Raw genomic sequence first — 26452 nt, forward strand, 5'->3', positions numbered from 1 at the left:
GTGTTACTCACCCGTCCGCCGCTAAGCTGTCCCCGAAGGAACAACTCCGCTCGACTTGCATGTATTAGGCACGCCGCCAGCGTTCGTCCTGAGCCAGGATCAAACTCTCCAAAAAGGGTAGTTCAACTGAACTCGTTCACTGCTGGTCTTACTTACGCGTATATCGCTCATGTTCGGTTTTCAAGGTGCAAGCTTTCTTGCTTGTCCGGACACGTTTTTCACGGCCGAGATATTATATTAATACAAATCTCATTGCAAGAGCAAGAACTAATTTCTACCAATCGGCTGTTTCTTTTTCTAAAGACAGCCGGATGACTAATATACCCTGTTTAATAAACATAATCAAGTGGAATTTCCTGCCATCCCAAAACATAAATCCACATTTCCATCCTCCCGTTCGGGTTAGAAAAAAAAGCCAAAGCTCCTTGCAGGGCAACGGGTTTCGCATTTCAACAATGCTCTCCCAATGCGAGTTAACAGCCCCCATGACTAGAAGTGTCACCATAATAGAGCCCCATCAATTTCTGTGCAGGGTGCGACAAACAGCTTGCCAAACGGCAATGTTTTGCATAGTTTTTGTTCTTCATGGCTTGTATTTGCACTGGCGCAAAGAAAAAAGCACCCTGTTACGGGTGCTTTGTGGTTTCTGGTCATGTTAGTAAATGTCGATTCTTGCGGCGGTTTCCCGCAATTATATCAAGCGCATGAGCTGTAGAGACAAGCCGTCTCGCTTCACTTAGTTAAGTACCTTTCCGTTTGAAAATATCTTCCTGCCACGCATGGAACCCATATATAACAATGCCAAGTGCAGATCCCTAACATGTTACAGTATGCACTATGTGTTTGGTAATCATTCCAGTTAAAGGTGATTGTATAATCTGTTGCCGTTTAAGGCGGTGTATTTTTCGTTTTCGAAAATACATCTTGTGGTCAAGATCAAATCATATCTTCCCCATACAGCAAAAAAAGCCTTATGAATCAAGGCTTTTCCCACTTAAAATCTATATGGACTCTAGGGGGATCGAACCCCTGACCTCGTCGCTGCCAGCGACGCGCTCTCCCAGCTGAGCTAAGAGCCCGAAACGACAAAATCAATAATATCACGCTCGGCGGGCTCTGTCAATGCAGGATTACGTCTTGTTCAGCAGCGTCGAAAGCTCCTTCATAAACATGTCGATGTCCTTGAACTGGCGGTACACGGAGGCGAAGCGGACGTAAGCGACCTCGTCCACCTTGTACAGCTGCCCCATCATCAACTCCCCGATGTCGCGGCTCTCGATCTCGGTGCTGGCCGTCTGGCGAAGCTCCCGCTCCACCTCGTCGACGATCTGCTCCAGCCGTTCGACCGATACAGGGCGCTTCTCGCACGCCCGGACGAGGCCTCGAAGCAGCTTCTCGCGGCTGAACTCTTCCCGGCTGCCGTCCTTCTTGACGATCATCAGCGGCGCTTCCTCCACCGTTTCGAACGTGGTGAAGCGGCGCGCGCATCGCTCGCATTCTCTGCGGCGGCGGATCGATTTGTTATCGTTCACGGGACGAGAGTCGAGCACCTTCGTTCCGTCATGATCGCAGTATGGACATCTCACAACCAAGTCGCTCCTTCCGCTTCAACCTATGAATCGATTTTACCATACAATCCCTGTTTTGAACTTTAGAGAAGCGCACATAATACTATCACCAACGACGAGGAGGTGAAACACATGGGTACAGGTTCTCAAAGCTCGAACGACTTGGTCGTCCCTCAAGCGAACCAAGCGCTGGAGCAACTGAAGTTCGAAGTAGCGCAGGAGCTGGGCATTCAAATCCCGAATGACGGCTACTACGGTCACATGGCTACTCGCGACACGGGTGCGATCGGTGGTCACATCACTCGCCGCCTGGTGCAAATCGCCGAGCAGCAACTTGCCGGCCAATTCAAGTAATCTTTCGCTTCATGAAACATCGGGAGGTTGCGCGGGATACCGCGCAGCCTTTCCGATGTTTTTATTTTGGGTTCGACGTCAGTTCCGGATACGTCTGCTCGTACTTTACATAATAATAATACACTCGATGGACGTAGTGTCTCGTCTCGCCGAACGGAATATCGTCGGCTCGATCCAACGTGCCGTCCCATCGTCCTTCGGACAGCCACCGCTCGACGTTGCCCGGTCCGGCGTTATACGCCGCCGCGACGCGCGCGATCGCGTCGCGCTTCGCTTCGCCGTTCGACGCGAACTGCTGCTGCAGCGACCGCACGTACCATGTCCCGTACCGGATATTCCGCTCCGCATCCTGCAGCCGTTCCGGTTCCGCGGGCTCGTCCCCTTCCTGCTTCGCGATCCATTCGGCCGTCGGCGGCATCAGCTGCATGAGTCCGATCGCGCCCTTGGGCGACGTCTTGGTCGGGCGGAAGTTGCTCTCCACGCGGATGATCGAAGCGATCAAGTACGGATCCACGCCGTACGTCTGCGATTGCTCCACGATCTGCGCTTCGTATTGAAGCGGATACATCCACTTCCCGAGCAGCGCCCGGTCGAAGTATAACACCAGCAAAATCAAAAGCAATAAAACCGCGTATAACCTCTTCCTGCGGTACCACGCCCGTTCGCTCGTTCCGACCATTACGTCGAACCCGTCTTCCCGGCGACGTACGCTTCGACCTGCCGCTCCGTCTCGGCGAGCGAGCCGCTGTTGTCGATCACGACGTCGGCTCGCTTCCGCTTCTCCTCGATCGGCATCTGGGCGTCGATGCGTCGTTCCGCGTCCTCCCGCGACATCCCGTCCCGCGCCATGAGGCGCTCGAGCTGCACTTCGCGCGGCACATACACGACGAGCACGTCTTCGAACGCGTAGAGCTTGTCCAACCCGGACTCGTACAACAACGGAATGTCGGCGACGACGAGCCGATCGGGCTCCTTCTCGTTCCATTCCGACATCTGCCTGGCCATCTCCGCGCGAATGCGCGGATGGGTGATCGCTTCGAGCTTCCGCCGCGCCGACTCGTCGCCGAACACGATCGAGCCGAGGCGCTTGCGATCCAGCGTTCCGTCCGGCGCGATCACGTCTTCGCCGAACGTCTCTCGGATGTCGAGAAGCGCCGGCCGCCCGGGGAGCACGACCTCGCGAGCGATCCGGTCCGCGTCCACGATGGCTGCGCCGCGCGCTTCCAGCATCCGGGATACCCTCGATTTGCCGCAGGCGATGCCGCCTGTAAGTCCGACGTTCAACCGAATTTCCCCTCTACATTAATTTCATGAATCCCATCACGATCAAGATGCAGCCCGGCAGCAGCGTCAGCTTGCCGATCCATCGCCAGCCGGAGAGCAGAAAGCCCAGCTTGACGCCGATCGCGATGCACGCGCCGCATGCGGCGCCGATCATCAGCGAGGTCGCCACCGGCGGAAACCCGATCAAGGCCGCGCCGACGCCCGCGCCGAGGCTGTCGAGCGACAGCGCGATGCCGAGCAGCACCGCCTCGGAAGCGGTGATCACGCCCGAACGGTCCATGTCCGCCATCGACGGCGTGCGCCAAATGCGAATAATGAGCCCGAGCTGACGAATTTCCCACTGCAGCAGCGTCTTTTCGGCTTCTGCCGGCTCGCCCGCACCGGCCGAAGCCAGTTGGTCGGCGTCGGACGCGGATTCCCGGCGCGACGTCAACAACATCTGCACGATCGCCCACACGCCGATCGCGATCAGGATGGCCGCCCCCGTCCAACGCGCCGCCCGTTCCGGCAGCCACTCCACGAACAAGCCGCCGACCGCCATCGACCCGAACAAGACGAACGCCGATAACAACGATACGATTCCTATGGAATACGCCGGAATGCGGATCTTCCGAATTCCGTACATCATGCCGGCGCTCAAGCCGTCCAAGCTGACGGCCAGCGCCAGCGCAAGCATCGACCCAAAGGCTACCACGTTCGATCCCTCCCGAAGGCATCCGCCTATGTTGGATACCTTCACTATATGGAGAGACGCCGTCAGGTGTGCTTCGGCCCCCGGCCCGGCTTCGCGCGGCTTCGCTTCTTCGGTTGGCACCGCGGACAAATATGCGTGCCGCGGCCGCCGACGACGAACTTCTCGATGACGCCGCCGCAGCCGGCCGGACACGGTTCGCCTTCCCGCCCGTAGGCGCGCAGGCTGAACTGATAAGCCCCTTGCTCGCCCTGGCCGTTCACGTACGACTTGACGGACGAGCCGCCCGCCTCGACCGACGCGGATAACGTCGCCACGATTGTATCGTGCAGCCGCGCGAGCTCCGCGCGGGAGAGCCCGTCGGCCGGCCGCTCGGGATGGATGCCGGCGGCGTGCAGCGCTTCGTCGACGTAGATGTTGCCGATGCCGACCACGACTTCTTGGTTCAGCAGCAGCGGCTTGATTTTCGTCTTCTTCGCGCCGAGCGCCGCCCGGAACGCGGACAGCGTGAACGTCTCGTCGAGCGGCTCGAGCCCGAGCTTCGACAACGGTCCTTCCCGCGTCTCCTCGCCCGGCTTGTACAAGTCCATCGTGCCGAACTGCCGAACGTCGCGGTATCGCAGCTCCGTGCCGTCCGTGAATCGGAAGATGACGTGCGTATGAAGCTCCGTTTCGTCCTTCGCGTCGTACAAGCCGTAGCGGCCTTCCATGCGCAGGTGGGAGAGGAGCAATACTTCGCCTAGATCGAATTTCAGAAATTTGCCTCGCCGTTCGACGCCGCGGATCGTCAGCCCTTCGAGCGCTCTCGCGAACGCCTCGGGCTCCGCCGGACGGCGAATAATGCGCGGCAGCCGAACGTCGACCGACTCGATCGTCTTGCCCGCCACGAGACGCTGCAGCGTTCTTCGGACGGTTTCTACCTCGGGTAATTCAGGCATCGCTCTATCACCTCAATACCCCGATTATACCGCATGAGAGGGCTGTTAGCCTCTATTTCGCCTCGTACCAATTGCTGCCTTCGCTGACCTCGACCTTAAGCGGCACGTCGAGCGCGAGCGCGTTCTCCATCGTCTCCCGCACCATGGCGCGCATCGTCTCGAGCTCCTCCGTCGGCACCTCGAACACCAATTCGTCATGCACCTGAAGCAGCATGCGGCTCTTCACGCCCGCTTCGCGCATCCGCTCGTCGAGCCGCACCATCGCCAGCTTGATGATGTCCGCGGCCGTGCCTTGGATCGGCGTATTCATCGCCGTCCGCTCGGCGAACGAGCGGATGTTGAAGTTCGAAGCGTGAATTTCCGGCAAATACCGGCGGCGATTCAGCAGCGTAGTAACGTACCCATCCTTGCGCGCCTGCTTCTTAATGTCGTCCATGAACCGCCTTACCCCGCTGAACACGTCCAAGTATTGCTCGATGAACTGCGCCGCGTCCTTGCGGTTGATCCCGAGGTTGTTGGACAAGCCGAAGTCGCTGATGCCGTAGACGATGCCGAAGTTGACGGCCTTCGCCTGTCGGCGCATATTCGCGTCGACCGCGTCCGCGCTCACGCCGAACACGTCCATCGCCGTCTTCGTATGGATGTCCATGTCGTTCCGGAACGCTTCCTTCATCCGCTCGTCGCCCGAGATGTGCGCGAGGACGCGCAGCTCGATCTGCGAGTAGTCGGCCGCGAGAATACGCCAGCCCGGCTCGGAGGGCACGAACATCTTGCGCAGCTTGCGGCCTTCCTCGGTGCGGATCGGGATGTTCTGCAGGTTCGGGAACTGGCTGCTGAGCCGACCCGTCGCCGCGATCGTCTGACGGTAATACGTATGAATTTTGCCGGTCGATCGCACTTCCTTCTGCAGCCCTTCCACGTACGTCGACTGCAGCTTCGAGAGCGTGCGATAGTGAAGCAGGTTGCTGACGATCTCGTGGTACGGCGCCAGCTTCTCCAGCACCTCCGCGTCCGTCGAGTAGCCTGTCTTCGTCTTCTTCACCGGCGGCAACCCCAATTTTTCGAAGAGGATTTCCCCGAGCTGCTTCGTCGAGTTCAGGTTGAACTCCGTGCCGGCCTGCTCGTATATCGTCGCGACCAGCTTGTCGAGCGCTTCGGTCAATTCGACGCCGTACCGCTTCAGCTCGTCAACGTCGACCTTGACCCCTTGCAGTTCCATGCGCGCGAGCACGAACGACAGCGGCAGCTCCAGCTCGTACATGAGCGGCTCCATCTCGTGTTCGGTCAGCTTCTTGCGCTGCCGCTCGGCGAGCTCCGCCACCGCCCGCGCCTTGCGGCCGAGATGCTCCGCGATTTTCTCCGGCTCGGGCAGCTTAAACTTCGCGCCCTTGCCGAACACGTCGTCGTCGGAAGGAACCGCGATGCCGTCCTTCCCCGCGATGTCGCTTAGGGCGTGGCTCGATTCCGTCGGATCGAGCAAATACGCCGCGAGAATCGTATCGAATGCGACGCCGCGCAGCTCGAGGCCTTGCCAGGCGAGCGCGAGCTCCGCCTTATGCGCGTCGTGGATCGTCTTGCGCGCGTTCGCGTCCGCGAGCCAGGAACGGAGCGGGGCCGCCGCCTCGTCATGGACGAGGAAGGAGATCGGCGCGAAATACGTCCGCTCCTCGTCGGCGTAGAGGGCGAGACCGAGCACTTCCGCGCCGTGCGGATTTTCGCCGATCGATTCGACATGCACGCCTCGAACGTCCGGAAGCGCCGCGACGAGGGCGTCGACGGTCGACGGGTCGACCGTCGTCACCTGAATGGCGGCCGCCTCGGACGCCGCGGCAGCGGCGTCGCCTCCGCCGATCGCGAGGCGCTCCAGCAGCGACTTGAACTCGAGCTTCTGGAACATCGTCCGCATGCCGTTCGCGTCGAAGCCCTCGAACGCCAGCTCGTCCCAGCCGGCGTCATACGGCACTTCGCGGAAGATCGTCGCGATGTCCTTGCTCATGCGGGCGCTGTCCGCATGCTCCTTAATCGTCTCCTTCATCTTGCCTTTGATCTCTTCGACGTGCTCCAGCACGCCTTCGACCGAGCCGAATTGATGAAGCAGCTTCAGCGCCGTCTTCTCGCCGACGCCGGGAACGCCGGGAATGTTATCGCTCGCGTCGCCCATAAGTCCCTTCAGGTCGATGATTTGCCGCGGCGTCAATTGATATTTTTCATGGATGTATGCCGGGTCGTACATCTCCGTCTCGCTGATGCCCTTGCGGGTCAGCGCGATGCGCACGCGATCGGAGGCGAGCTGCAGCATGTCCTTGTCGCCGGACACGACGATCGTCTCGATGCCTTCCTCGTCCGCGCGCTTCGTGAGCGTCCCGATGATGTCGTCCGCTTCGTAACCCTCGATTTCGAATTGCTTCACGTTCATAGCCTGCAGCAGTTCCTTCAGCAGCGGGAACTGCTCGGACAGCTCCGACGGCGTCTTCGAACGTCCGCCCTTGTAGTCGCCGTACTCCTCATGCCGGAACGTGCGCTTGCCCGCGTCGAACGCGACAAGCAGATGGGTCGGCTTCTCCTCTTCGATGATGCGCAGCAGCATCGTGGTGAAGCCGTACACCGCGTTCGTATGGAGACCGGCTCCGTTCGTCAGCGGCGGCAGCGCGTAGAACGCGCGGTTAATAATGCTGTTGCCGTCGATCAATAAACACTTGGCCACGGAAAACACCTCAATGTGTTCGAAACTAGCTTCATCATAGCATAGCGCGAAATGGGATGCATAATTTTAGAACAAGACGAAGGAGGGGATCGAATGGTGCCGGTGCGCAAGGAAGGCGCGCGGCGCGCGGCCGCCGTCGTATGCTTCGACCTGAGCGGGACGCTGGTGGCTTGGAACGCGGCGTACGAGGCCGCGCTGCGCGAGGCGATGGGAGAGTGGGTCGGACGATGGGGCGACGAAGGCGCGGCCGAAGCGTTGATCGAAGAGGCGTTGCTACATTATAAGAAGTCCAGAAGCCGGGGGAAGAGCAAAACCGCCGGCATTCGCGACGCGGTCGCCGTGCTGCAGACCGAATCTAGCGAGCGGACGGCGCGGCATATCGCGAAAGAAGCGCGGCGGCTGCAGCCGCGGAAGGCGGCGTTCGTCTCGGGCGCGGAGGAGACGCTGCGGCAGCTCTCCGGACGCTATCGGCTGGCCATCCTCACGAACCTGGACGCGGCGACCGCCAAGGAGCTGTGGCTGCGGCTGAAGCTGCACCGGTTCGTGCAGGAGACGGACGTCTTCGCCGCGCCGGCTGGCATGAAGAAGCCGGAACAGCGCCTGTTTCGCGCCGTCGCCGCGGCGCTCGGGACGCCGCCCCGGCACTGCGTCATGGTCGGCGATTCGTACCGCCGCGACGTCGTCGGCGCGATGCGGTCCGGCTGGCAGGCGGTATGGATCCGCTCGTCGAACGCGAGTCCGGCGTCGCCGCGGTCGGCGCTCGGCCGGCAGCTTCGCATCGCGCCGTCGATTACGGCGCTGCCGCGGCTGATCCGCCCGGCGGGACGGACGGATCCGACAGGCCCAAAGGATGCATAGCGGCGATCGCGGCGGAAGCGACGGCGTTGCCGTCCTTCGCCTTCGCCTGCCGCTTGCAATCCGCGGCCGTGCGCGAGATCGCGTCCGCCGACGCGCGCGACGGATCTTCCACGCGGACGAGGGCGATCGAGACGCTTAAAGCTTCGACGTCGCGCGTGCGGCCGTACCGGTCCTGCACCGTCGTCCCTTGCGGCTGACCGTCGTAGAATGCGTCGATTCCCAGCTGAAACCGCCGGATGATCTCCTCGGCGACCGTCTCCGGCGCATTCGCGCCGGTGATGACGATGAAGTCGTCGCCGCCGATATGGCCGACGAAGTCGCGCGGGCGGCCGCAGACGGCGACCGATCGGCGGATGACGTCCGCCGTCAGCTGGATCGCCTCGTCTCCCCGTTGGAAGCCGTACAGGTCGTTGAACCACTTGAAGAAGTCGATATCGACGTACAAGACGGAGAACGGTTCCCCCTCCATGACCCGCCGCTGCAGCTCGCGCTGGATTTGCATGTTGCCGGGCAGTCCGGTAAGCGGATTCGCCACCCTCGCGTGCTCCATGCGGATGCTCGTCATATGCTCGAGGATGTCCCGCACCGTCACGACGCCCGCGAGCTCGCCGCGCTCCGTCACGACGACGAGGTCGTACAGCTTGCCCGATTCCCGCATCGTCGCCAGCGAAGACACCGTCTCGAGCGGCGTGTCGACGTCGACCGTCAACGGACTCAAGTCGGCGACCACCTTCACGGGCTTCGACCAGAACAAGGAGATGCCGTACTGGACGGACAGCTTGCGGAACAGCTCGTCCCGCATCAGCAGCCCGACGGGACGCGAGCCCTCCACGACGACCGCCCCGAACTGATCCGGATGATCGCGGAAGTACGTCGCCGCGAAGGACACCGGATCGTCCGCCTGGAACGTCTTCGCCGTCGCCGCGACGTCTCCGACGGTCCGCAGGCCCGCGATTCCCGCGAGGCGGGTCGCCGCGTAGATCGTCGCCTTCGCCTCGGGCGACACCGGCTTCAGCGCCGCGTCCGGGCGCCCTAGGTAATAGCCTTGCGCGTAATGAACGCCCAGGCGAATAAGCTTCTCCAGCTCCTCCGCTTCCTCGATCCCTTCGGCGATCACCTTGATGTTGAGCCGCTTCGCGAACCAGACGAACGTCTCCAATATGTATTCCTTCACCTTGTCCCGGTGGATGCCCTGCACGAGCGATCGGTCCACCTTAATGTAGTCCGGCTGAATTTCCGCGATCGCTTGCAGGGACGAATAGCCGGCGCCCGCGTCGTCGATCGCGATCCGGTACCCTTGACTCCGGTAGTGCTCGATCACCTTCTTCGCGGTGGAGAAATCCTCGATGGAGCTGCGCTCCGTAATTTCGAGCACGACGTTGTTCGGCGTAAGCCCCCGCCGCTGCAGCAGCGCGAGCGTCTGGCCCGGGGAAAAATCCGGATCGTGCAAAATTTGGGCCGGAATATTCAGGAAGATGCGTTGATGCCGTTCCAAGCCGTCGATGCCGAGAATCGCCTGCTCTCGCGTCAGCTTATCGAGCGCGTACAGCTTGTCCGCCCGCTCCGCCAGCTCGAACAGCTTCACCGGCGAATGGAGCGGGGAAGCGGCCGGGCCTCGGCTCAGCGCCTCGTACCCGAACACCTCGCCCCCCTCGATCGAGACGATCGGCTGGTAGACGGACGCCACATGACGGCTTTCCAGGATCGAATAAAACTCCTGCATATGCGTGATGCGCTCCGGATCGACGGTTCGCTCCCTCGCATGCCGAATCGCCTGCTTCATCGCCGTGTACATGACCGCTTCGAGCTCCCGCTCCTCCGATTCGCGGAGCAGCGCGCAGCCGAAGTCGATCCGCGCCTCGGCCGCCTCGGGGCGGTCCTGCCGGATCGTCCCTTCCAAGTCGTCGCGCAGCGCTTCGGCTATCCGTTCGAGCTCGGCGTACGCATGATGCGCCGGCACGTCGCCGAGCGCGACGTACAGGAAGAAGTCGTCGCCGAACCGCTTCTGATCGAGCACGTTCGGGAACGTCGAGCGGAGCTCGTCGATCCGCCGGCGCACGAAGAGCAGCAGCTCCTCCGCGCAGGCGCGGCCGTGTCTGCCTTCGATCCGCTCGAGCGTCGAGACGTCAAGGTAAATCAATCCGACCGCGCCTTTCGACAACCGAGACGTGATCGTCTGCAACAAGCGCACCTGCAAGGACGCTAGATGAATCAAGTGGGCCCTCTCCCCCGATGTTAAAGCTGCCGCGTTACTGGTTCAAATCCGGACGCTTGCCCATGACGAGGTATACGACGCTTTCCCCGATATTCGTCGCATGGTCGGCCATTCGCTCGAGATGGCGGCTCACGAAGCAGAGGAGCATCGCTTGGTTGATCGTCTTCGGATTGTCCGCCATCAGCCCCATCAGCTCGCGAAGAATTTGGCTGTTCAGATGGTCGACGTCGTCGTCCATCTTCGCCATGCGGTACGCCAGATCGACGTTCTCCTCGGTGTAGGCGCGCAAGCAGTCGTTCGTCATCGTCTGCACGATTTCCGTCATGCGCGGAATGTCGACGAGCGGCTTCATGAGCGGTTCGCCGTTAATGCGGCGGACGACCTTCGCGATGTCGACGGCGAGGTCCGCCATCCGCTCGAGATCGGTCGCCATGCGGAACGCGACGAGCACGCGGCGCAAATCCTTGGCCACGGGCTGCTGCAGGGCGATCAGGTTCGTCCCCATCTCGATGATTTTTTCCTCGGCTTCGTTGACCGCCTTATCGTTCGCGATGACGTCCTCCGCCATCTTCAGGTCGTTGTCCCGAAGCGCGATGACGGAATTGAGGATCGCCGTTTCCACCTTTTCCCCCATATCGATCAGAGCTTTGCGGAGCTCCTGAAGCGCTGCGTCGAATTGTTGCCGTTGTAACGCCATGTAGGTTCAAACCCCTTTATCCGAAAATGAAAAGCCTCTTGCGCCCGCCTACCCGAAGCGGCCGCTGATGTAATCCTCCGTGCGCTGGTCCCGCGGGTTGGAGAACAGCTTCACCGTCTCGTTGAACTCGACGACCTCGCCGTTCAGGAAGAACGCCGTATCGTTGGACACGCGCGCGGCCTGCTGCATGTTATGCGTCACGATGATAATCGTGTATTGATCCTTCAACTCTTGGATCAGCTCTTCGATCTTCAGCGTCGAGATCGGGTCGAGCGCCGACGTCGGTTCGTCCATCAGCAAAATTTCCGGACCGACGGCGAGCGCCCGCGCGATGCAGAGCCGCTGCTGCTGACCGCCGGACAGACCGTACGCGCTCTTCTTCAGATTCGCCTTGACTTCGTCCCAGAGCGCCGCGCCGCGAAGGCTGCGTTCGACGATGTCGTCGAGCTCCGCCTTCTTGGTTACGCCGTGAATCCGAGGACCGTAGGCGATGTTATCGTAGATCGACTTCGGGAACGGATTCGGCTGTTGAAACACCATGCCGATTTTTTTCCGAAGCAGCTCGACGTTCACCGCCGGATGGTAGATGTCGGTGCCGTCGATTTCGAGCCGGCCGGAAATGCGGACGCCCTTGATCATGTCGTTCATCCGGTTCAGCGTACGGAGCAGCGTCGACTTGCCGCAGCCCGACGGACCGATGAACGCGGTCACCGACTTCGGCTGAATGTGCATCTCTACCGACTTCAACGCATGGAAATTCGTATAGTATAAATCCAGATTCGAAATGTTTACGATCGAGTTTGCGCTCAAGGATGTGACCCTCCTATTGAATCAGGCATTTACAGTCTCTTTTGAAATTTGTTGCGCAGGATGATCGCCGCGGCGTTCATGCCGAGCAGGATCACGAGCAGTACGAGAATCGCGGCCGCGGAGATGTTCTGGAACTCGGCTTGCGGCTGGCTCGACCACGTATAAATTTGGATCGGGAGCACCGTGAACTGCGACAGCAGATGCTCCGGCGGACGAACGATGAACGCCGCCGCGCCGACGACGATGAGCGGCGCGGTCTCCCCGATCGCGCGGGACAACGATAAGATCGAGCCGGTCAATATGCCGGGCATCGACGACGGAAGCACGACGCGAACGATCGTCTGCCATCGATTCGCCCCGAGGGCGAACGACGCGTGCCGGAGACTGCCGGGCACCGCCTTGATCGCTTCCTGCGCCGCGACGATGATGACCGGCAGCACAAGCAGCGTCATCGTCAGCGCGCCGGAGAGGATGCTCTGACCGAAGGCGAAGATGCGGACGAAGATGGTCAAGCCGAGAATGCCGTAGACGATCGACGGCACGCCCGCCAAATTCGCGATGTTCGTCTGGATGATTCGCGATATTTTCGTGTCCTTCGCGTATTCCTCCAAGTAAATCGCGGTCCCTACGCCGATCACGAACGTCAACGGCGCTACGATCGCCATGAGCCACAGCGTGCCGATGAGCGCCGTATAGATGCCGGACCGCTCCGGCCTGCGGGAGGAGTTGTTCGTGAGGAAATCCCAATTAAGCCATCCGATCCCTTGGGAGACGACTTGATATATAAGCAAGACGAGAGCTACGACCCCGATCAGGGTGGAGGCGAAGAACAGCCCGTGGAATATGGCGTTTTTCCGCTTCCGGCTGGCGATCCGAAGCTCTTCTTTCGTACGCGCCATCTTAGTATTCCTCCCTGAATTTTCTAGAGATGTAGCCTGCCAATATATTCATGATCAATGTAATGACGAACAGAATGAAGCCGACGGAATACATCGTTAAATATTGCGCGCTGCCGAACGTCGTATCGCCGCTGGAGACGGATACGATATAAGCGGTCAGCGTCTGCACGCTCTGCAGCGGATTGATGGACATGCTGGGCAGCGCTCCGGCGGCGAGCGTGACGATCATCGTTTCGCCGACCGCGCGGGACAGTCCGAGCACGAAGGAGGCGACGATTCCGGAAAACGCGGCGGGCACGACGATCTGCAGCGCCACCTCGAGCCTCGTCGCGCCTAACGCGTAGGCCGCGTTGCGCAGGCTGTTCGGAACGGCGCTCATCGCGTCCTCGCTGAGCGACGAGATCATCGGAATGATCATAATGCCGACGACGATGCCGGCGCTAAGGGCGTTAAACACTTTCGTTTGGGGCAGCAGCTGTTGGATAATCGGCGTCACGAACGTAAGTGCGAAGAAGCCGTAGACGATCGTAGGAATGCCCGCCAGAATTTCAAGCACAGGCTTCAAGATCGCGCGCACCCGATCGGGCGCGTACTCGCTCAAATAAATCGCGCTGCCGAGCCCGAGCGGCAGCGCCACGATGCTGGCGATGACCGTAATGACCATCGTCCCCGTCACTAGCGGCAGCACGCCGTAATGCGGATCGGAGAAGAGCGGCGTCCACTTCGTGCCCGTAATGAATTCTAGGAACGGCACCTGCCGGAAAAACTGGAACGACTCCTCAAGCAATACGAACACGATTCCGACCGTCGTAAGAATCGAGATCGCCGCGATCAGGAGCAGCACCTTCGGCATGATGGAATCCGAGGAGAACAGGCTTCTGCGACCGGTAATGGATGAATTCTCTCTTGTATTTTCCATATTTGGCTCCAATCGTAAATTCGTTCGAACAAGTCGATAACCGTGACGAAACATGAGGTTCATGTTATCGCCACGGCTTATCCACTTCTACTTCTATCATTTATAGCTTGTTTTCACTTGAGTATTCCGGCTGTTATTGCGGAAGCAGCGCGAGGTTCGCGTCGCGAGTCGCTTGGTCGAGCGGCACGTAGCCGACTTCGCCAGCCAGCGCGGAGCCCTCTTCGCTCATGTAGAACTTAACGAATTCTTGAATCTCCGGACGCTCCAACGTGCTCTTGAGCGGGTACATATAGATGAAGCGGGACAGCGGCTTGTAAGAGAAGTCGCCGATCGTCTCGAGCGAAGGCAGGATCGCCGGCGCGTCCGCGTTTTCTTTGACCGCTACGGCCTTCAATTTGTCCATGTTCTCTTCGTAGTATGCGAAACCGAAGTAGCTCATCGCGTATTTGTCGCCTGCTACGCCTTGCACCAATACGTTGTCGTCTTCCGAAGCCGTTACGTCTTCGCGGGCGACCTTCGCTTCGCCGTTGATCGCTTCCGTGAAGTATTCGAACGTACCGGAAGCCGCGCCTGGCGCGAACAACGTGATCGGCTCGTTCGGCCAGCCTTCGCGAACGTCGGCCCACGTTTTCACCGTGCTGTCTTTCACCCAAATCTTCTTCAGTTCTTCGACCGTCATTTCCGTCGCCCAATCGTTCTCCGGGTGGATGACGACCGTGATGCCGTCGTATGCGACCGGCATTTCGACGACGTCGTCGCCCTTCGCTTTAATTTGCTCGACTTCCGAATCCTTAATCAAGCGCGATGCGTTCGCGATGTCCGCTTCGCCGTTGATGATCGCCTTGATGCCGTTGGACGAACCGGACAAGCCGACCGTCACGTTCACGCCGCCGTGAATATTCATGAACTCTTCCGCGACCGCTTGGGCGATCGGATATACCGTAGAGGAACCGTCAAGCTTGATTTCGCCGCTGATTTCCGCCGCCGGCTCGTTCGCCGGAGCTTCCGTCGCCGGCGTCTCCGCAGGCGTCTCCGCCGGGGTTGCAGCCGGAGCCGAACCTTGCGTTGCGTCATCTCCTGCATTGTTGTTGCCGCAAGCCGCGACCACGAACGCGAACGCGACCGCTAGCAGCAACATCCAACTTTTCCGCGCCAAACCTTTCGACACTCAAGACCACTCCTCGAAATAAGTTATGTTTTTGACTTCCTGTACCTAATACTAACCCCCCATTGTTAACGCTATTCCGAAGTTTTGTTAAACGATTGTAAAATCGAATCGAGCGGATCCGGGCCGATTCGACTCGTTTTGACATTGCGTTTACATTTCGTAAATCTTCCTCTAATATGCATTCGCTACAATTCTATTTGTACGAATACATAAACGATCGTCATTGGGGAGGAAGTCGGAGTGAGACGTTTTTCGCTGGCTTTGAAGTTGACGTTAGGATTTGCCATCGTGTTGTTCCTATTCACCGCCGTCTCCGTCTTTACCGCGCTTCGACTGGAACAGCTGAACGCGAAGGACACCGAGCTCCGCGCCTTGGCGGAGCGGCAGGAGACCGCTCTTACGCTCAAGAGCCTGGTCGAACAGATGGACGCCATCGCTTCCGGGTACATGATCTCGGGCAAGCCGGAGCTGGAGAAGCAGTATATGGAAAAGGTACCGGAGCTGACCCGCTTAACGGAGCTTGTCGGCGCCTCCGCCGAGACGAGGGACCAGCGCAACTGGCGCGCCCGGTTGACCATGGTGTCTCAAGAGTTCGTCGATCACTTCGAACGGTCGGCGGCCATCGTGGCCGACGCGTCGACGGACGCCGCCGCGAAGCAGCCGAAAATCGCCGCCGCCTTCAATGCGTCGCAAATCCATAAACAAGTCATCTTCGAGCTCGTTCAATCGTTCTACGACGATTACTCAAGGGCGGAAGGGGAAGCTCGAGCGGAATACAGCGCATTAATCGAAGGCACTCGCGCCGTAGCGTTGGTATCGACCGGCGCCGCCTTCGCGGTCGCGGCCGCGATCGCCGCCGTCGTCGTCCGCTCCTTGACCGCCGGCGTGAGGCGGTTGCGCCTCGGGATCGAGCGGGTGAAGTCCGGCGACTTGTCCCGGGATATCGCCGCGGCGACGAAGGACGAGCTCGGGGCGCTGAGCGACGACTTCGACGCGAGCGTCGCCGCGGTTCGCGGCATGCTCGCGCGGACGAAGGGCATCGCCGAAGCGCTGCAAGCGCACAGCGCGCGCCTACGCGACGTCGCCGGCTCGACGAAGGACGCTAACGCTTCGATCGTACGGGCGATGGAGGAAATCTCGGCCGGCTCCGCGAAGCAGGCGGAGCAGACCGAGCAGGGCGTAGCGGCGATTTCGGAGTTGGAGGAGCGAATGGACGGCGTCTTGTCCGCGACGAGCGTGTTGACGGACGCAAGCGATCGCGCCAAGACGTCTTTGCGAGACGGAGAGACGACGGTGCGGGAGCTCGAGGCGCGTTCGGAGCGGACGGGGGAAGCGCTCCGCGACATGTCGGCCGCGCTCACGGCGCTCGAATCGCGCGCGGCCGACATCTTCGGCATGACGAACGCGATCCACGACATCTCGCAGCAGACGAACATCTTGGCGCTGAACGCCTCCATCGAAGCGGCGCGCGCCGGGGAGCACGGCCGCGGCTTCTCGGTCATCGCCGAGGAGGTTCGCCTGCTGTCGCTGCAGGCGACCGAGGCGTCCCGCCGCATCGACGACATGCTGTCGCCGCTGCAGAGCGGCATGCAGGAAGCCGCGCGGTCGCTCGCGTCCACCGCCGACAGCTTCGCGGATCAGCGGCGCGCCGTATCCGACGCGGGCGCGGCGTTCGAGGGGATCGTCCGCATCCTCGGCGTCTTCGAAGCGGAGACCCGGCGGATCGGCGAACGGGTGAACGAGGCGAAGCGGAAGCAAGCGGAGTTGGTCGGCTCGGTCCACGTCGTCGCCTCGGTCGCGCAGCAGACCGCCGCCGGCGTAGAGGAGACAGCCTCCGCGGCCGCGATGCAGGACGAAGCGGTCGGCCGCGTCGCCGAGGAGGCGACCGAGCTGCACGAGCTTGCGGAGACGCTGTTCGGGGAGATCGACAAGTTCAGAGTATGACCTTGCATGTCCGCGAGTCTTTTCTAACCTGATTCCCTTGCCTCAAAACCTGAGCGGAAGACATTACGTTAGAAAGGACCGGCTAGAGCGACACCTGGTGCCCCGACTATATGTCCGAGACTCCTTTCTAACCTGATTCCCTTGCCTCAGGACCTGAGCAGACGACATCACGTTGGAAAGGACCGCCAAGAGCGACACTTGGTGCCTCGATTATATGTCCACGGCTTCTTTCTAACCTGATTCCCCTTGCCTCAGAACCTGAGCGGAAGACATTACGTTAGAAAGGACCGGCCGGAGGGACACCCGGAGCTCCCGCTCCGCGAAGCAAAAAAGGGTCTTCCCGCCGATGCGGGAAGACCCTCTTTTTTCATAATGCCGACAGCAACTCTTCGATCACCGGAAACAGGTCGTCCCTGAGCGGCTTGCCGGCGCGCTTCAAGCAGATGCACGACTTGCCGTCGAGCTGACCGGCCAGCCGATCGCGGTATGAAGCGACGAGCTCCGGACGCATGATATACAGCATGAGCCCCTTCTTCCGATGCGCGATGCCGACGACCGGCTCTCGCCGCACGCAGTAGAGGGGGAAGCCGTGCCCGAACCCTTCTTCCGCATGGGGAAGCCGTTCGAGCACCAGCTCCCGGAGGAGAAGAACGGCCCGTTTGTGATGCGGCTTCAAGTTGCCGACGTATTCCGCTACCGCTTCATGCACGCGTACGCCCCCTCCAGCCCGTTAGTTCCACACGAGCAGCGTCGCCGAACGAGCCGGCAGCGCGATCTCGGACGCCCCGCCTTCGCCGGTCGACAGCTGCGGCGTCACGCGTTGCAGCCGCTCGTCGGCCGAGAAACGATACGCCTCGGGTTGTCCCGCAAGGGCGACATTGGCGGTCAGCGAGGCATTCCGGTCGACCGTGTCCTTATTAAACAAGAGCACGTACACTTCGCCGTTCGCCCCCTCGATCGTATAGGCCCCGACCGCATCGACGTTCGACGTCGACGTCTTGACGCTCGTGCCTTCGATCTTGCCGCCTTGCCCATCGTAGTTCAGATACATCGCGAACGCGTCTTCGATCGGCGTGCCCGCCTTGAAGTTGCCGAAGCGCGTCGCCAGATCGACGCCTTCGCGGCCGAAGATGGCCAACGCCTCCGCTTGCGCGAGACCCGCCGTGAGCCCGTCGCCGTTGCCGAAGTTGTATTCGGTGATGGCGAGCTTCATGTCCGGGTTGTATTTCGCGATCATCTCCTTCATCCGGGGGATGAGTCGAATCGGTTCCTGAATCCAGGAATTGTCGACGAAGGTCGGATGATACAGCGACTTGAGCGATTGCAGACGCCGCTTCTGCACGTACGACGATTCGTTATCCTCGGCGATGCCGCCCTCTTGCGGATAGAAGTGAATATCCAAGTAGTCGACCAGCTGCGTCCCGTTCGGGTCGGAATCTTCGTAGTCTTTCACTTGCTTCAAGTACCATTCCAGGAACGGCAAGCCGTCGTGCGACTGGCGGTCCGCGCCGTCCGTGCAGTAATCCGCCGAAGAATAGAAGTATGCGCACCAGCCCCACGACACCGGACCGAAAATCTGCGCGTCCGGGTCGGCCGCCTTAATGGCCGAGGCGTACTCTTCCGTGAAGTTCCAGATGTCGTCGTACGTCGTCGGTTCCGGACGCAGGTCGCGGTGGGTGACGTACCAAATTTCCGGCTCGTTGTCGAGCGCATAGAAATTTACTTTATCCCCGTTGTTTTTCAGATGCTCGATCCACTCGACGACGAAATCCGGTCCGATCTCGACCGACGTGTCGTGCGGGTCGTTGATCGGCTCCATCCAATCGCCGTTCGGCAACTCGCCGTTGCCGGCGTCCGGACGTCCGTCCACCGCCGCCGTGCTGCGCTGCGGTCCGTACTTCTCGACGGAGAAGCCCCAGCTGACTTCGCGATCCTTGGCCGTCCAGCCGATCGTCGGAATCGTCAGCAGCACCTCGTCGCCGCGGGCGTCTACGCGATCGATCAATTGATCGGTTTCCGTGCCGTCGGAGTCGTCGTACGGAATGTTCATGAAGTACCAGTCGGAAGCGCGGTTCGTCGTATCCAGCTTCCAATTGTACCGCGTCGTATTGTTTCCGCCCCACCGCTCGACCGGGAACGGAAGCGTCGACGTCGTCGGGTGCATGTCGTCGTAATTGATGCCGTAAATATTCTCGTCGATCGGCTTCCGATCCGACGCCGTGTCGATGTCGACGGATACCGTCGGCAGCTCCGGCTGCGGGAGAGACACCGGCGACGTATTGCGCAGAAACGAGACGTCGTCGATATAGACGACCGGTTGATTTTGCTCCGTGCCGGCTTGGAATACGATGCCCGTGAACGCCCCGTCGGTTACGCCGAAGTCCGCCGCGTTCAGCGTCACTTCCTGCCATTCGCCCGCGGCGAGCGCGCCGTTCGGCAGATGGTCGTTCAGCTCGGCCGTACCGACATAGCCTTGAGCTTCGTACAGATGCACAAGGATTCGCTGCCCGCCCGTCGCGCCGCCGTGAATCCAGAATCGTACGCCGTAGGTCTCTCCGAACCGTCGCTCCTGATCCCCGTTCAGCCAGACGCCGTCCCAGCCGCCGGGCATGAACTCGATCGAGAGCCGGCCGCTGTGCGCTTCGGCTTCGCTCAAGAGGTTCTTCTCGTGCCAGCTCCAGTTCGATGCGCCGGGCTCGAGGCCGTCGCGGTACAACGGCACCTCTTCGATGTCGGCGACCTGCACGTACGCGGATGCCGATTGCGCGCCGAGCGTACCCGTAATCTTGGCGACGCCTTCGCTCACGCCGACGACGCGGCCGCCTTCCACCGACACGATGCTCGGCGCGTCGCTGACCCAGGCCGCCTGGTCGCTGACGACTTTATCCGTGCCGTCCGCATAGAACGCCGTCATCTCGAGCGGCTGCGACTCGCCGGCCAGCAGCACGACTTGATGCTTATCGAGCCGCGTCTCGACCAAGGCCGCCGGGATAATCTCCTTCGCCCGCAGCACGATGTCGTCGAGATAGACGACCGGTTGATCGCCGCCCGACGCATCCGCGATGACGAAGGCGTCGAACACTTGATCCAGCAGCCCGAGGGAGGCCAAGCTCGCCGAAGCGAGGCGCCATTCTCCGGCCGCCACGCCCTCCGGCAGCAGCGTCGAAAGCGGAACCTCGACGATCGGCCGGCCGCCGCTGAGGAACGATACCTTCAGCTGCTGGTCGCCGGCGCTGCCCCCGCGAATCCAAAACTCGAAAGACTCGTACGCTTTCCCGGCGATCGGTACGCCGGAATACAAGTACACCGCTCCGCCGTTGTCCGGCTCCATCCGGATGGAGCGTTCGCCCGTATGATAGGCGCCGGCGTAATCCAAGCTGTGTTCGGCCCAGCCGAAGTCTTGGAAGCCTGCCCCGAGCGATTCTTGGTAGACGGAGATGCCGGAGACGACTTCCGGAGCGCCGCCCGGTCCGTTCTCGCCGGGTTCTTCGCCAGGCTCTTCTCCGCCGGGCTCCTCGCCGCCAGGTTCTTCGCCTCCGGGCTCCTCGCCGCCGGGCTCTTCTCCGCCGGGCTGCTCGCCCGCTCCGGCGCCGACGAACGCGATATCGTCGATCAGAAGCGCCGGTTGGTCCCCTCCGGTGACGTCCGACAAGATGATCGTGTCCACCCAGCCGTTGTCCGGGGACGCTTCGGCAGCCGGAATCGCGATTCGAACCCAGTCGTCGGCCGGGATCCCGCCTTCGACGAGCTCGTGCAGCATCCACTCCGACTGCGGCACCCCTCCGGTTTGGAACACGAGCTTCGCCTGTTGGCCGCCGAGCCCCTCCCCTTTCACGTACATTTCGAACGTCCCGAAATCGCTCGCCGTCAAGATGCGGTCGCGATAGAAATACATCGCTCTGCCGTCGTCCGGCTCCATGCGAATGGACGTCTCGCCGCCGCGCTTGTCGCCGGCGTACGCCAGATCGACTTGCGCCCAGCTGTAATTCGCATATAACGCGTTCAGCGCGTCGCCGTATACGATCTCCCTCGCTTCCGCCGCGCTAGCGGCGGGCGGCGCCGCAGCGGGCAGCAACGCGGCGGCCGTCAGCGCCAACGCGCCGACGGCGGCGATCGGTTTCTTCAGTCCTTCACCCAATAGTCCCACGCCAATCCTCTCCTTCATGAAAAGCATAACCGGATTATAGCTTCGGTTCGGTCATTTCGCGCATGACAGGATGTCATGGATTGGCGGCCGTGGGATCATGAATCGTTCATGGGACTTTAGTACCTTGTATTCCCAAAAAAAGAATCGGCCTCCGGTCCTATCGGACCGGAAGCCTGATGTCGATACGGCAGCCTTGCTCTTGCGCGGCGCCGATCCAGAACGACCCGCCGAGCGCTTCCGCCCGCTCGCGCATCGTCGCCAGGCCGAAGCCGTACCGGCCGGCTTCGTACGCCGCTCCGTCGTTGGAGAGCGTAAACTCCAATGTGTCGCCCCGGATGCGGAGCTCGAAGTGGAACGCGCCGCAGCGGCCGTGCCGGATGCCGTTGCTTATCCCTTCCTGCAGCGCGTGAATAAGCACTTGGGCGTAGGCGGATCCGAGCGGAGGTATGTCTTCGATGTCGTATTCCGACGCGACGCCGCTCGTTCGAGACGCATCCTCCAGCAGCAGGCACAACGTCTCCCGCAAGTCGGTCTCGCCCTCGTCCTTGGCGAACCCCTGCATCGAATGCCGAATGTCTTCCAGACTCTTGCGAACAAGCTCGCCGGCGGTCGCCAGCGTCTTGAGCGCGTCGTCGGGACTCCGGCTCCACAGCATGCGCGCCGCCTCGATTTGCACGGCCGTCGTCGTGAGCGTATGCCCGACGATGTCATGGACGTCGCGGGCGTTCCGATTGCGCGCCTCGGCTAGGGAAAGATGCGCGATCGCGCCCGTCGTTTCGCGCAGCGAGGACGCGAGGCGCTCCGTCGTTTCGACGGCGTAAGCTTTCACCTGCCGGTGAAGGTCCATATATCGGTTAAACAAGACCATTCCTTTGCAGAAGACGATCCAGAACAGCCCGGCCGGCAGGCAAAACTCCGCCGCATGCGCAAGCGGCTCCGACACGCTCTGCAGCCATGGGCGCACCGGCGGAAGGAAATGCACGATCACCTGCAGCGTGGTGCCGACGTACATCCCGATCAGCCCGCTGAGGATCCAGCGTCGATCCGGGGATGGATCTCGCTTATGCAGCCGCAGCAGCGCGATGAGCGCCGCGAGCGGGAAGACGACGATCATCGTCGGAACGACGAAAGTCACCAGCACGCGGTACGCGATCGGCAGCGCGTACGCCGTCGTCAGCACGCCCGCGAATACGCCGAAGGACATCCGCTTCAGCCAGCGGAACAGCCTTCGGTAGGCGCCGTCGACCAGCTGTTCCATGAAGAGGAGCACCGAAAACACGGCCAACGATAGGAAGACGTCGGGCACATACATGAACCATTCGCCCTCGAGATACCATAACGTCGTACGGCTGATATACCAATGCCCGAGGCCGGACGAGGTCATGAACAACGCGAATGCCAAATTCAGCCGGCTTCGAACATCGTGAAGCCATAACAGAAATCCCGCGAACCCGATGAGCACGAAGACGAGCCCGATCAGAAAAATAAATTGGTCGGTCCCCAAATACGCAGCGAAAATCGCATCCTTCTGACCGTATTGGGCCGCCGCGATCCGAAGCGGAGGGCGGGAGCCGTCCGTATATACGCGAAGGTACAGCATCTTCCCGGCGTCCTCCGGGCTTAGCTTCGTGATCGTACGGCTGTGTATCAAATTCACAGCAGGCGCGGCGGGCGGCATCCGGAACCGAAGCAGCTGCTTCTCGTCAAGGTACGCTTCGAATGCGCCCAGATGCCCGAGCAGGAGATGCGGATCTCTCGGCGATCGCTCCGGCAGCCGCTGTCGAAGCCAATAATAGCCGACGTAACCGAACCGCGGCGCATCCGCTTGCAGTTCGGCGAGCGGGCGCCAATCGCCCTCGTCGAACGCCGGGACCGCGCCACGGAACGGCAAGTCGCCGACGATCGCCTCCCACGGGCCGGCGCTGACGGAATGCAAAGGTTCGACGCGGAATACGCGATCCAAGCCGTCGTTCCGATACAATATCGCGACGACGGCGACGAACGCCGTAATGACGAGCGCGAAGGACGTTACGGTGACGACGCGGGCGAGCGAAAGGCGAATGCGCATCTCTACATGAACCTTTTTAAAATATCGATCGCTTGCTCGCGGTCCTTCGTCCCGATCTTATTGTAGATTCCGCTAATATAATTGCGGACCGTCCCGTCGCTCATGAACAGCTGCGTGGCGATCTGCCGGTTCGACTTGCCGAGAATGAGCATCTCGGCGATGTCCCGCTCCCGCGGCGACAGCACGATGCCCTCGTTCTTCAGCCGGGCCGCGCTCAATCGCGCGCTGCCGCTCTTGCGATCGGTCCGCAGCAAGGAGACGAGACGGGAGGCGACGAAAGAAGGCATGATCAACTGGCCTCCCGCCGCTTCCCGAATCGACCGAATGAGCTGTTCGCCCTGGAGATCCTTCAGCAGAAAGCCGTCCGCGCCGGCCGAGAAGCTTTCGACGATGAAGTCGTCCTCGGCGAACGTCGTCAGCACGATGACCTTCGCCTCCGGGCGGACTTCCTTGATGCGCCGCGTCGACTCGAGTCCGTCCATGCCCGGCATCTTGATGTCCATCAGGACGACGTCGGGCCGCAGCTTCTCCACGAGGGCGAGCCCCTGCTCCCCGTCGCCGGCCACGCCGACGACCTCCATATCTTCCTGCACGTTTATCATGGTTTGCAGACCGTCCCGCAGCAGCGTCTGATCGTCGACCAATACAATAGAAATCATGGGCGCAGCATCCTCTTTTTCTAGTTAGCTAGCAATCTTTGGTCTTATTGTAAATGATCTTCCCGACCGTGTCGTCACCCCCCTGCATAAAAGTTACAAGTCATATGACAATCCCCTCAAGAAGTCCCGGTTGTCAAAAACCGTCATCCCTCCAAGGGAGTAATCCGGGTTCCCGATGCAAACAACTATAACGCAACGTTACACACATTCATTATCCGAAGGAGAGAGCGAATCGTTATGAAGAAAATCAGCACGCTTGCACTGACGGCCGTCCTCGCATGCAGCATGGCCGTGCCCGCGTTCGCCGAGGGCGGCAACTCCGCGGCTTCGTCGATCGGTCATGGCACGCAGAACGGCGTGAACGCGACGGGCGCGAACGGCGGCGGGATGACGACGAACCGCGCGACGACGACCGACACGAACGGCGTGAACGGCGCGAACCGTTACGGGTACGGCACTAACGCGCGCGGCGCGAACACGGGCTACGGCATGAACGGCGTCCGCATGAACAACCAGACGCGCGCGAATGCCGCCGCCAACGACGACGGCGTAGACTGGGGCTGGATCGGCCTCGCCGGCTTGCTCGGTCTTGCGGGTCTCCGCGGTCGCGAGAAGGCGAAATAATTAAGGAAGCGACGCAAACAGGCTGCCGAACTCCGTCTCCGGAGCGGCAGCCTGTTTTGTCGATCGCATTGGCGGGATGCAAGTCGTTACGGCTTCAGCGCAGCGTCCTTGAACGCTGCCGCGCGCTGCTTGTACCGGGTGTCGGTGCCCGGCAGGCCGACGTCAAGGCGCACGGCCCGTATCCAGCCGCCGAGATACGCGTCGCCTTCCTCGTCGGAAAAGCGCACGTTCGCCTTCCGCTCGATTTCCCGCAGATGTTCGATCTGCAAGTCCAAGCGCGAGAGCTGAATTTCGAGCAGCTCCGGGACGGACGGCCGCTCGGCGTGGCTCTGGATCAACCGGCGGAAGTGGGGGTGGCACAGCACTCCGCGATTGCGGTACCGTTCGCGGAATTCCTCGTCGCCCTCGAAGTAATCGACGACCGCGTCGACGTACCGCCGCTCGCAGGATTCGGTCGTCGCGCAGATCGGGCACCTCTCCTCCGACGCGAAGCTGCTTAAGTAGGCGCTCGTTTCGTCGCCGTCGGCTTTGCCGGTCATCCGGGCTTGGAGAAGCGAACGAAGCGCGTTCGATTTTTTCCGAAAGTCGCGTTGTTTTCGGCTGGTCAGGTACTTTTCCAAAGACGTCTTATGATCTTCGAGCAGCGCCCGGTAGAAGACGGCTTGCGAAGCGGGATCGCCCGACTCCTTCACCCGCCAGGCGTGCGCGTTGCAGTATCCTCTCGCCCGCACGTACGAGCCAATCAACTGACCGTCTCCGGCCCCTTCGCGCAGCAGCACCTTAATCATTCGCTCGACCCGTTCGTCCACCAACTTGCACACCGGACACTGATCGTGCTGCAGCGCATCGGCCAAGTCGTGGTACAAAATATACTTATCCATTCCCGTCCCCCCGCTTCGAAAATCCCGTTCTCGATGCGGCTATTGTCCCCCGCGGTGGAAATTACCATACCCAAACGGAACGAGATCTTTATATAATTCCAAGAGAACATAAGGAGGCGATATCGATTCACAGCTTGAACATACATAAACTCGCGGCGTCGACGGCGGCTTCGCTGCTGCTCGCGGCGTCGCTCCTGGCGCCGGCGCCGAACGCGGCGGCGAAACCGCTGCAGCCGGTCGTCGTCGACGGGACGCGGCACGCGACCGCCGCCCTGCAGCGCGAAGGTTCCTTGCTCGTTCCGGCCGTCTTCCTCCGCAAGATGGGCGTCTCGGTCCAATGGGACGAGAACAACCAAGCCGTCGTGCTACAGAAGAACGGCGTGCGCCTGTCCCTGACGGCGGGTCCGGACGGCGTCGTTCACAAGCCGGAAGGCACTTACGTTCCGTTGCGCAACGCAGCGGAGAAGTTGGGAATGAGCGTCGCCTACGACGCGTCCACGCGAACGGCCGACATTACGACGACGTCTTTCGCCGCCAAATCCGCGAGCGTCACCGATGAAGACGTTCTGTGGCTCGAGCGGATTACGGAGGCCGAAGCCGGCGGAGAAGCCTACGAAGGGAAAGTCGCCGTAGCCGCATCGATCTTGAATCGAATCGACGATCCGAACTGGCCCGATACGATCCAAGGCGTCATCTTCCAGATCGTCGAAGTCGACGGAGTGGAGTATTATCAATACTCCCCGGTGGCGGACGGGCGCATCTACGAGGCGAAGCCGAGCGAGGAGACGCGGAAGGCCGTGCGGGCGGCGCTGGACGGGAGCGATCCGACCGACGGCGCGACGGTGTTTTATAACCCCCGGAAGACGGACAATGCTTGGGTCCGGGAGCGTCCGGTTTCGAAGACGATCGGCAATCATGTTTTTTCCTATTAATCAAGCCAAATGTACCCGTTTGAAATTGTGGCTCGAGCGACGGCAACGGGACGAGCCTGACGAACCTCAAGCAAGTCGAGGAATCGTTAAAG

At 61.0% G+C, this 26452-nt stretch carries 22 protein-coding genes, 1 tRNA gene and 1 rRNA gene; 5 read left to right on the forward strand and 19 right to left on the reverse strand.

Annotation, left to right across the window (positions count from 1 at the left end):
- The 3 genes from RIN49_RS17265 to nrdR all read right to left on the reverse strand — a co-directional run.
- Positions 1-115: ribosomal RNA gene (locus RIN49_RS17265) — 16S ribosomal RNA — on the reverse strand; the annotation flags it as partial.
- 891 nt (positions 116-1006) lie between these two features.
- A tRNA-Ala gene (locus RIN49_RS17270) sits at positions 1007-1079 on the reverse strand.
- 51 nt (positions 1080-1130) lie between these two features.
- Complete coding sequence (gene nrdR / locus RIN49_RS17275; RefSeq protein WP_138198153.1) at positions 1131-1586, reverse strand: transcriptional regulator NrdR; 456 nt, start codon at positions 1584-1586, stop codon at positions 1131-1133.
- A 114-nt stretch (positions 1587-1700) separates the two neighbouring features.
- Here nrdR and RIN49_RS17280 point away from each other — a divergent pair, with 114 nt between their 5' ends.
- Positions 1701-1922, forward strand: a complete 222-nt coding sequence (locus RIN49_RS17280) for an alpha/beta-type small acid-soluble spore protein (RefSeq protein ID WP_309121402.1) — start codon at positions 1701-1703, stop codon at positions 1920-1922.
- Between the two features lie 61 nt (positions 1923-1983).
- Here the strand turns inward: RIN49_RS17280 and RIN49_RS17285 are convergent, their stop codons facing one another.
- From RIN49_RS17285 to polA, 5 genes are all read right to left on the reverse strand, one after another.
- Positions 1984-2601 carry a lytic transglycosylase domain-containing protein gene (locus RIN49_RS17285; RefSeq protein WP_309121403.1) on the reverse strand — a complete coding sequence of 206 codons (618 nt, stop codon included), beginning with the start codon at positions 2599-2601 and terminating at the stop codon, positions 1984-1986.
- Complete coding sequence (gene coaE / locus RIN49_RS17290; protein WP_309121404.1) at positions 2601-3206, reverse strand: dephospho-CoA kinase; 606 nt, start codon at positions 3204-3206, stop codon at positions 2601-2603. The genes RIN49_RS17285 and coaE overlap by 1 nt, the downstream gene beginning before the upstream one ends.
- Before the next feature lie 13 nt (positions 3207-3219).
- Positions 3220-3900, reverse strand: coding sequence for a sporulation membrane protein YtaF (gene ytaF / locus RIN49_RS17295; RefSeq protein WP_309121405.1), 681 nt, complete (start codon positions 3898-3900; stop codon positions 3220-3222).
- 62 nt (positions 3901-3962) lie between these two features.
- Positions 3963-4835: a DNA-formamidopyrimidine glycosylase gene (gene mutM / locus RIN49_RS17300; protein WP_309121406.1), complete on the reverse strand. Its 873-nt coding sequence runs from the start codon at positions 4833-4835 to the stop codon at positions 3963-3965.
- 52 nt (positions 4836-4887) lie between these two features.
- Positions 4888-7539 carry a DNA polymerase I gene (gene polA / locus RIN49_RS17305; RefSeq protein ID WP_309121407.1) on the reverse strand — a complete coding sequence of 884 codons (2652 nt, stop codon included), beginning with the start codon at positions 7537-7539 and terminating at the stop codon, positions 4888-4890.
- A gap of 93 nt (positions 7540-7632) precedes the next feature.
- Here polA and RIN49_RS17310 point away from each other — a divergent pair, with 93 nt between their 5' ends.
- Entirely contained in the window at positions 7633-8397 is a 765-nt protein-coding gene (locus RIN49_RS17310) for an HAD family hydrolase (RefSeq protein WP_309121408.1), read from the forward strand.
- On the opposite strand, the gene RIN49_RS17315 is transcribed toward RIN49_RS17310, so the two are convergent.
- The 6 genes from RIN49_RS17315 to RIN49_RS17340 all read right to left on the reverse strand — a co-directional run bounded on the left by RIN49_RS17315 (position 8330) and on the right by RIN49_RS17340 (position 15105).
- On the reverse strand, positions 8330-10612 hold the full coding sequence (locus RIN49_RS17315) for a GGDEF domain-containing protein (RefSeq protein WP_309121409.1): 2283 nt from the start codon (positions 10610-10612) through the stop codon (positions 8330-8332). The genes RIN49_RS17310 and RIN49_RS17315 overlap by 68 nt on opposite strands.
- A gap of 34 nt (positions 10613-10646) precedes the next feature.
- Positions 10647-11309 (reverse strand): phosphate signaling complex protein PhoU, encoded by a 663-nt coding sequence (gene phoU, locus RIN49_RS17320; RefSeq protein WP_309121410.1) that lies wholly within the window; start codon positions 11307-11309, stop codon positions 10647-10649.
- Between the two features lie 48 nt (positions 11310-11357).
- Positions 11358-12119, reverse strand: coding sequence for a phosphate ABC transporter ATP-binding protein PstB (pstB, locus tag RIN49_RS17325; protein WP_309121411.1), 762 nt, complete (start codon positions 12117-12119; stop codon positions 11358-11360).
- A gap of 29 nt (positions 12120-12148) precedes the next feature.
- On the reverse strand, positions 12149-13018 hold the full coding sequence (gene pstA, locus RIN49_RS17330) for a phosphate ABC transporter permease PstA (RefSeq protein WP_309121412.1): 870 nt from the start codon (positions 13016-13018) through the stop codon (positions 12149-12151).
- 1 nt (position 13019) lies between these two features.
- Positions 13020-13937 (reverse strand): phosphate ABC transporter permease subunit PstC, encoded by a 918-nt coding sequence (gene pstC, locus RIN49_RS17335; protein ID WP_309121413.1) that lies wholly within the window; start codon positions 13935-13937, stop codon positions 13020-13022.
- Positions 13938-14070: 133 nt separating this feature from the next.
- Complete coding sequence (locus RIN49_RS17340; RefSeq protein ID WP_309121414.1) at positions 14071-15105, reverse strand: PstS family phosphate ABC transporter substrate-binding protein; 1035 nt, start codon at positions 15103-15105, stop codon at positions 14071-14073.
- Positions 15106-15345: 240 nt separating this feature from the next.
- Here RIN49_RS17340 and RIN49_RS17345 point away from each other — a divergent pair, with 240 nt between their 5' ends.
- A complete protein-coding gene (locus tag RIN49_RS17345) occupies positions 15346-17049 on the forward strand; it encodes a methyl-accepting chemotaxis protein (protein ID WP_309121415.1) in 1704 nt (567 codons plus the stop codon).
- 367 nt (positions 17050-17416) lie between these two features.
- On the opposite strand, the gene RIN49_RS17350 is transcribed toward RIN49_RS17345, so the two are convergent.
- The 4 genes from RIN49_RS17350 to RIN49_RS17365 form a co-directional block, all read right to left on the reverse strand.
- On the reverse strand, positions 17417-17758 hold the full coding sequence (locus tag RIN49_RS17350) for a hypothetical protein (RefSeq protein WP_309121416.1): 342 nt from the start codon (positions 17756-17758) through the stop codon (positions 17417-17419).
- A 21-nt stretch (positions 17759-17779) separates the two neighbouring features.
- Positions 17780-21196, reverse strand: a complete 3417-nt coding sequence (locus tag RIN49_RS17355) for a glycoside hydrolase family 44 protein (protein ID WP_309121417.1) — start codon at positions 21194-21196, stop codon at positions 17780-17782.
- 157 nt (positions 21197-21353) lie between these two features.
- Positions 21354-23264 carry a sensor histidine kinase gene (locus RIN49_RS17360; RefSeq protein WP_309121418.1) on the reverse strand — a complete coding sequence of 637 codons (1911 nt, stop codon included), beginning with the start codon at positions 23262-23264 and terminating at the stop codon, positions 21354-21356.
- Between the two features lie 2 nt (positions 23265-23266).
- Positions 23267-23923: a response regulator gene (locus RIN49_RS17365; protein ID WP_309121419.1), complete on the reverse strand. Its 657-nt coding sequence runs from the start codon at positions 23921-23923 to the stop codon at positions 23267-23269.
- 237 nt (positions 23924-24160) lie between these two features.
- Between RIN49_RS17365 and RIN49_RS17370 the strand changes: the two genes are divergently transcribed.
- Positions 24161-24547, forward strand: coding sequence for a WGxxGxxG family protein (locus RIN49_RS17370; RefSeq protein ID WP_309121420.1), 387 nt, complete (start codon positions 24161-24163; stop codon positions 24545-24547).
- An 86-nt stretch (positions 24548-24633) separates the two neighbouring features.
- Here the strand turns inward: RIN49_RS17370 and RIN49_RS17375 are convergent, their stop codons facing one another.
- Positions 24634-25428, reverse strand: a complete 795-nt coding sequence (locus tag RIN49_RS17375; protein WP_309121421.1) for a DUF6062 family protein — start codon at positions 25426-25428, stop codon at positions 24634-24636.
- Between the two features lie 134 nt (positions 25429-25562).
- Here RIN49_RS17375 and RIN49_RS17380 point away from each other — a divergent pair, with 134 nt between their 5' ends.
- Positions 25563-26360 (forward strand): cell wall hydrolase, encoded by a 798-nt coding sequence (locus tag RIN49_RS17380; protein WP_309121422.1) that lies wholly within the window; start codon positions 25563-25565, stop codon positions 26358-26360.
- Positions 26361-26452 lie beyond the last annotated feature (92 nt).

Source organism: Paenibacillus sp., assembly GCF_031177825.1.
Lineage (GTDB): Bacteria > Bacillota > Bacilli > Paenibacillales > YIM-B00363 > Paenibacillus_AE.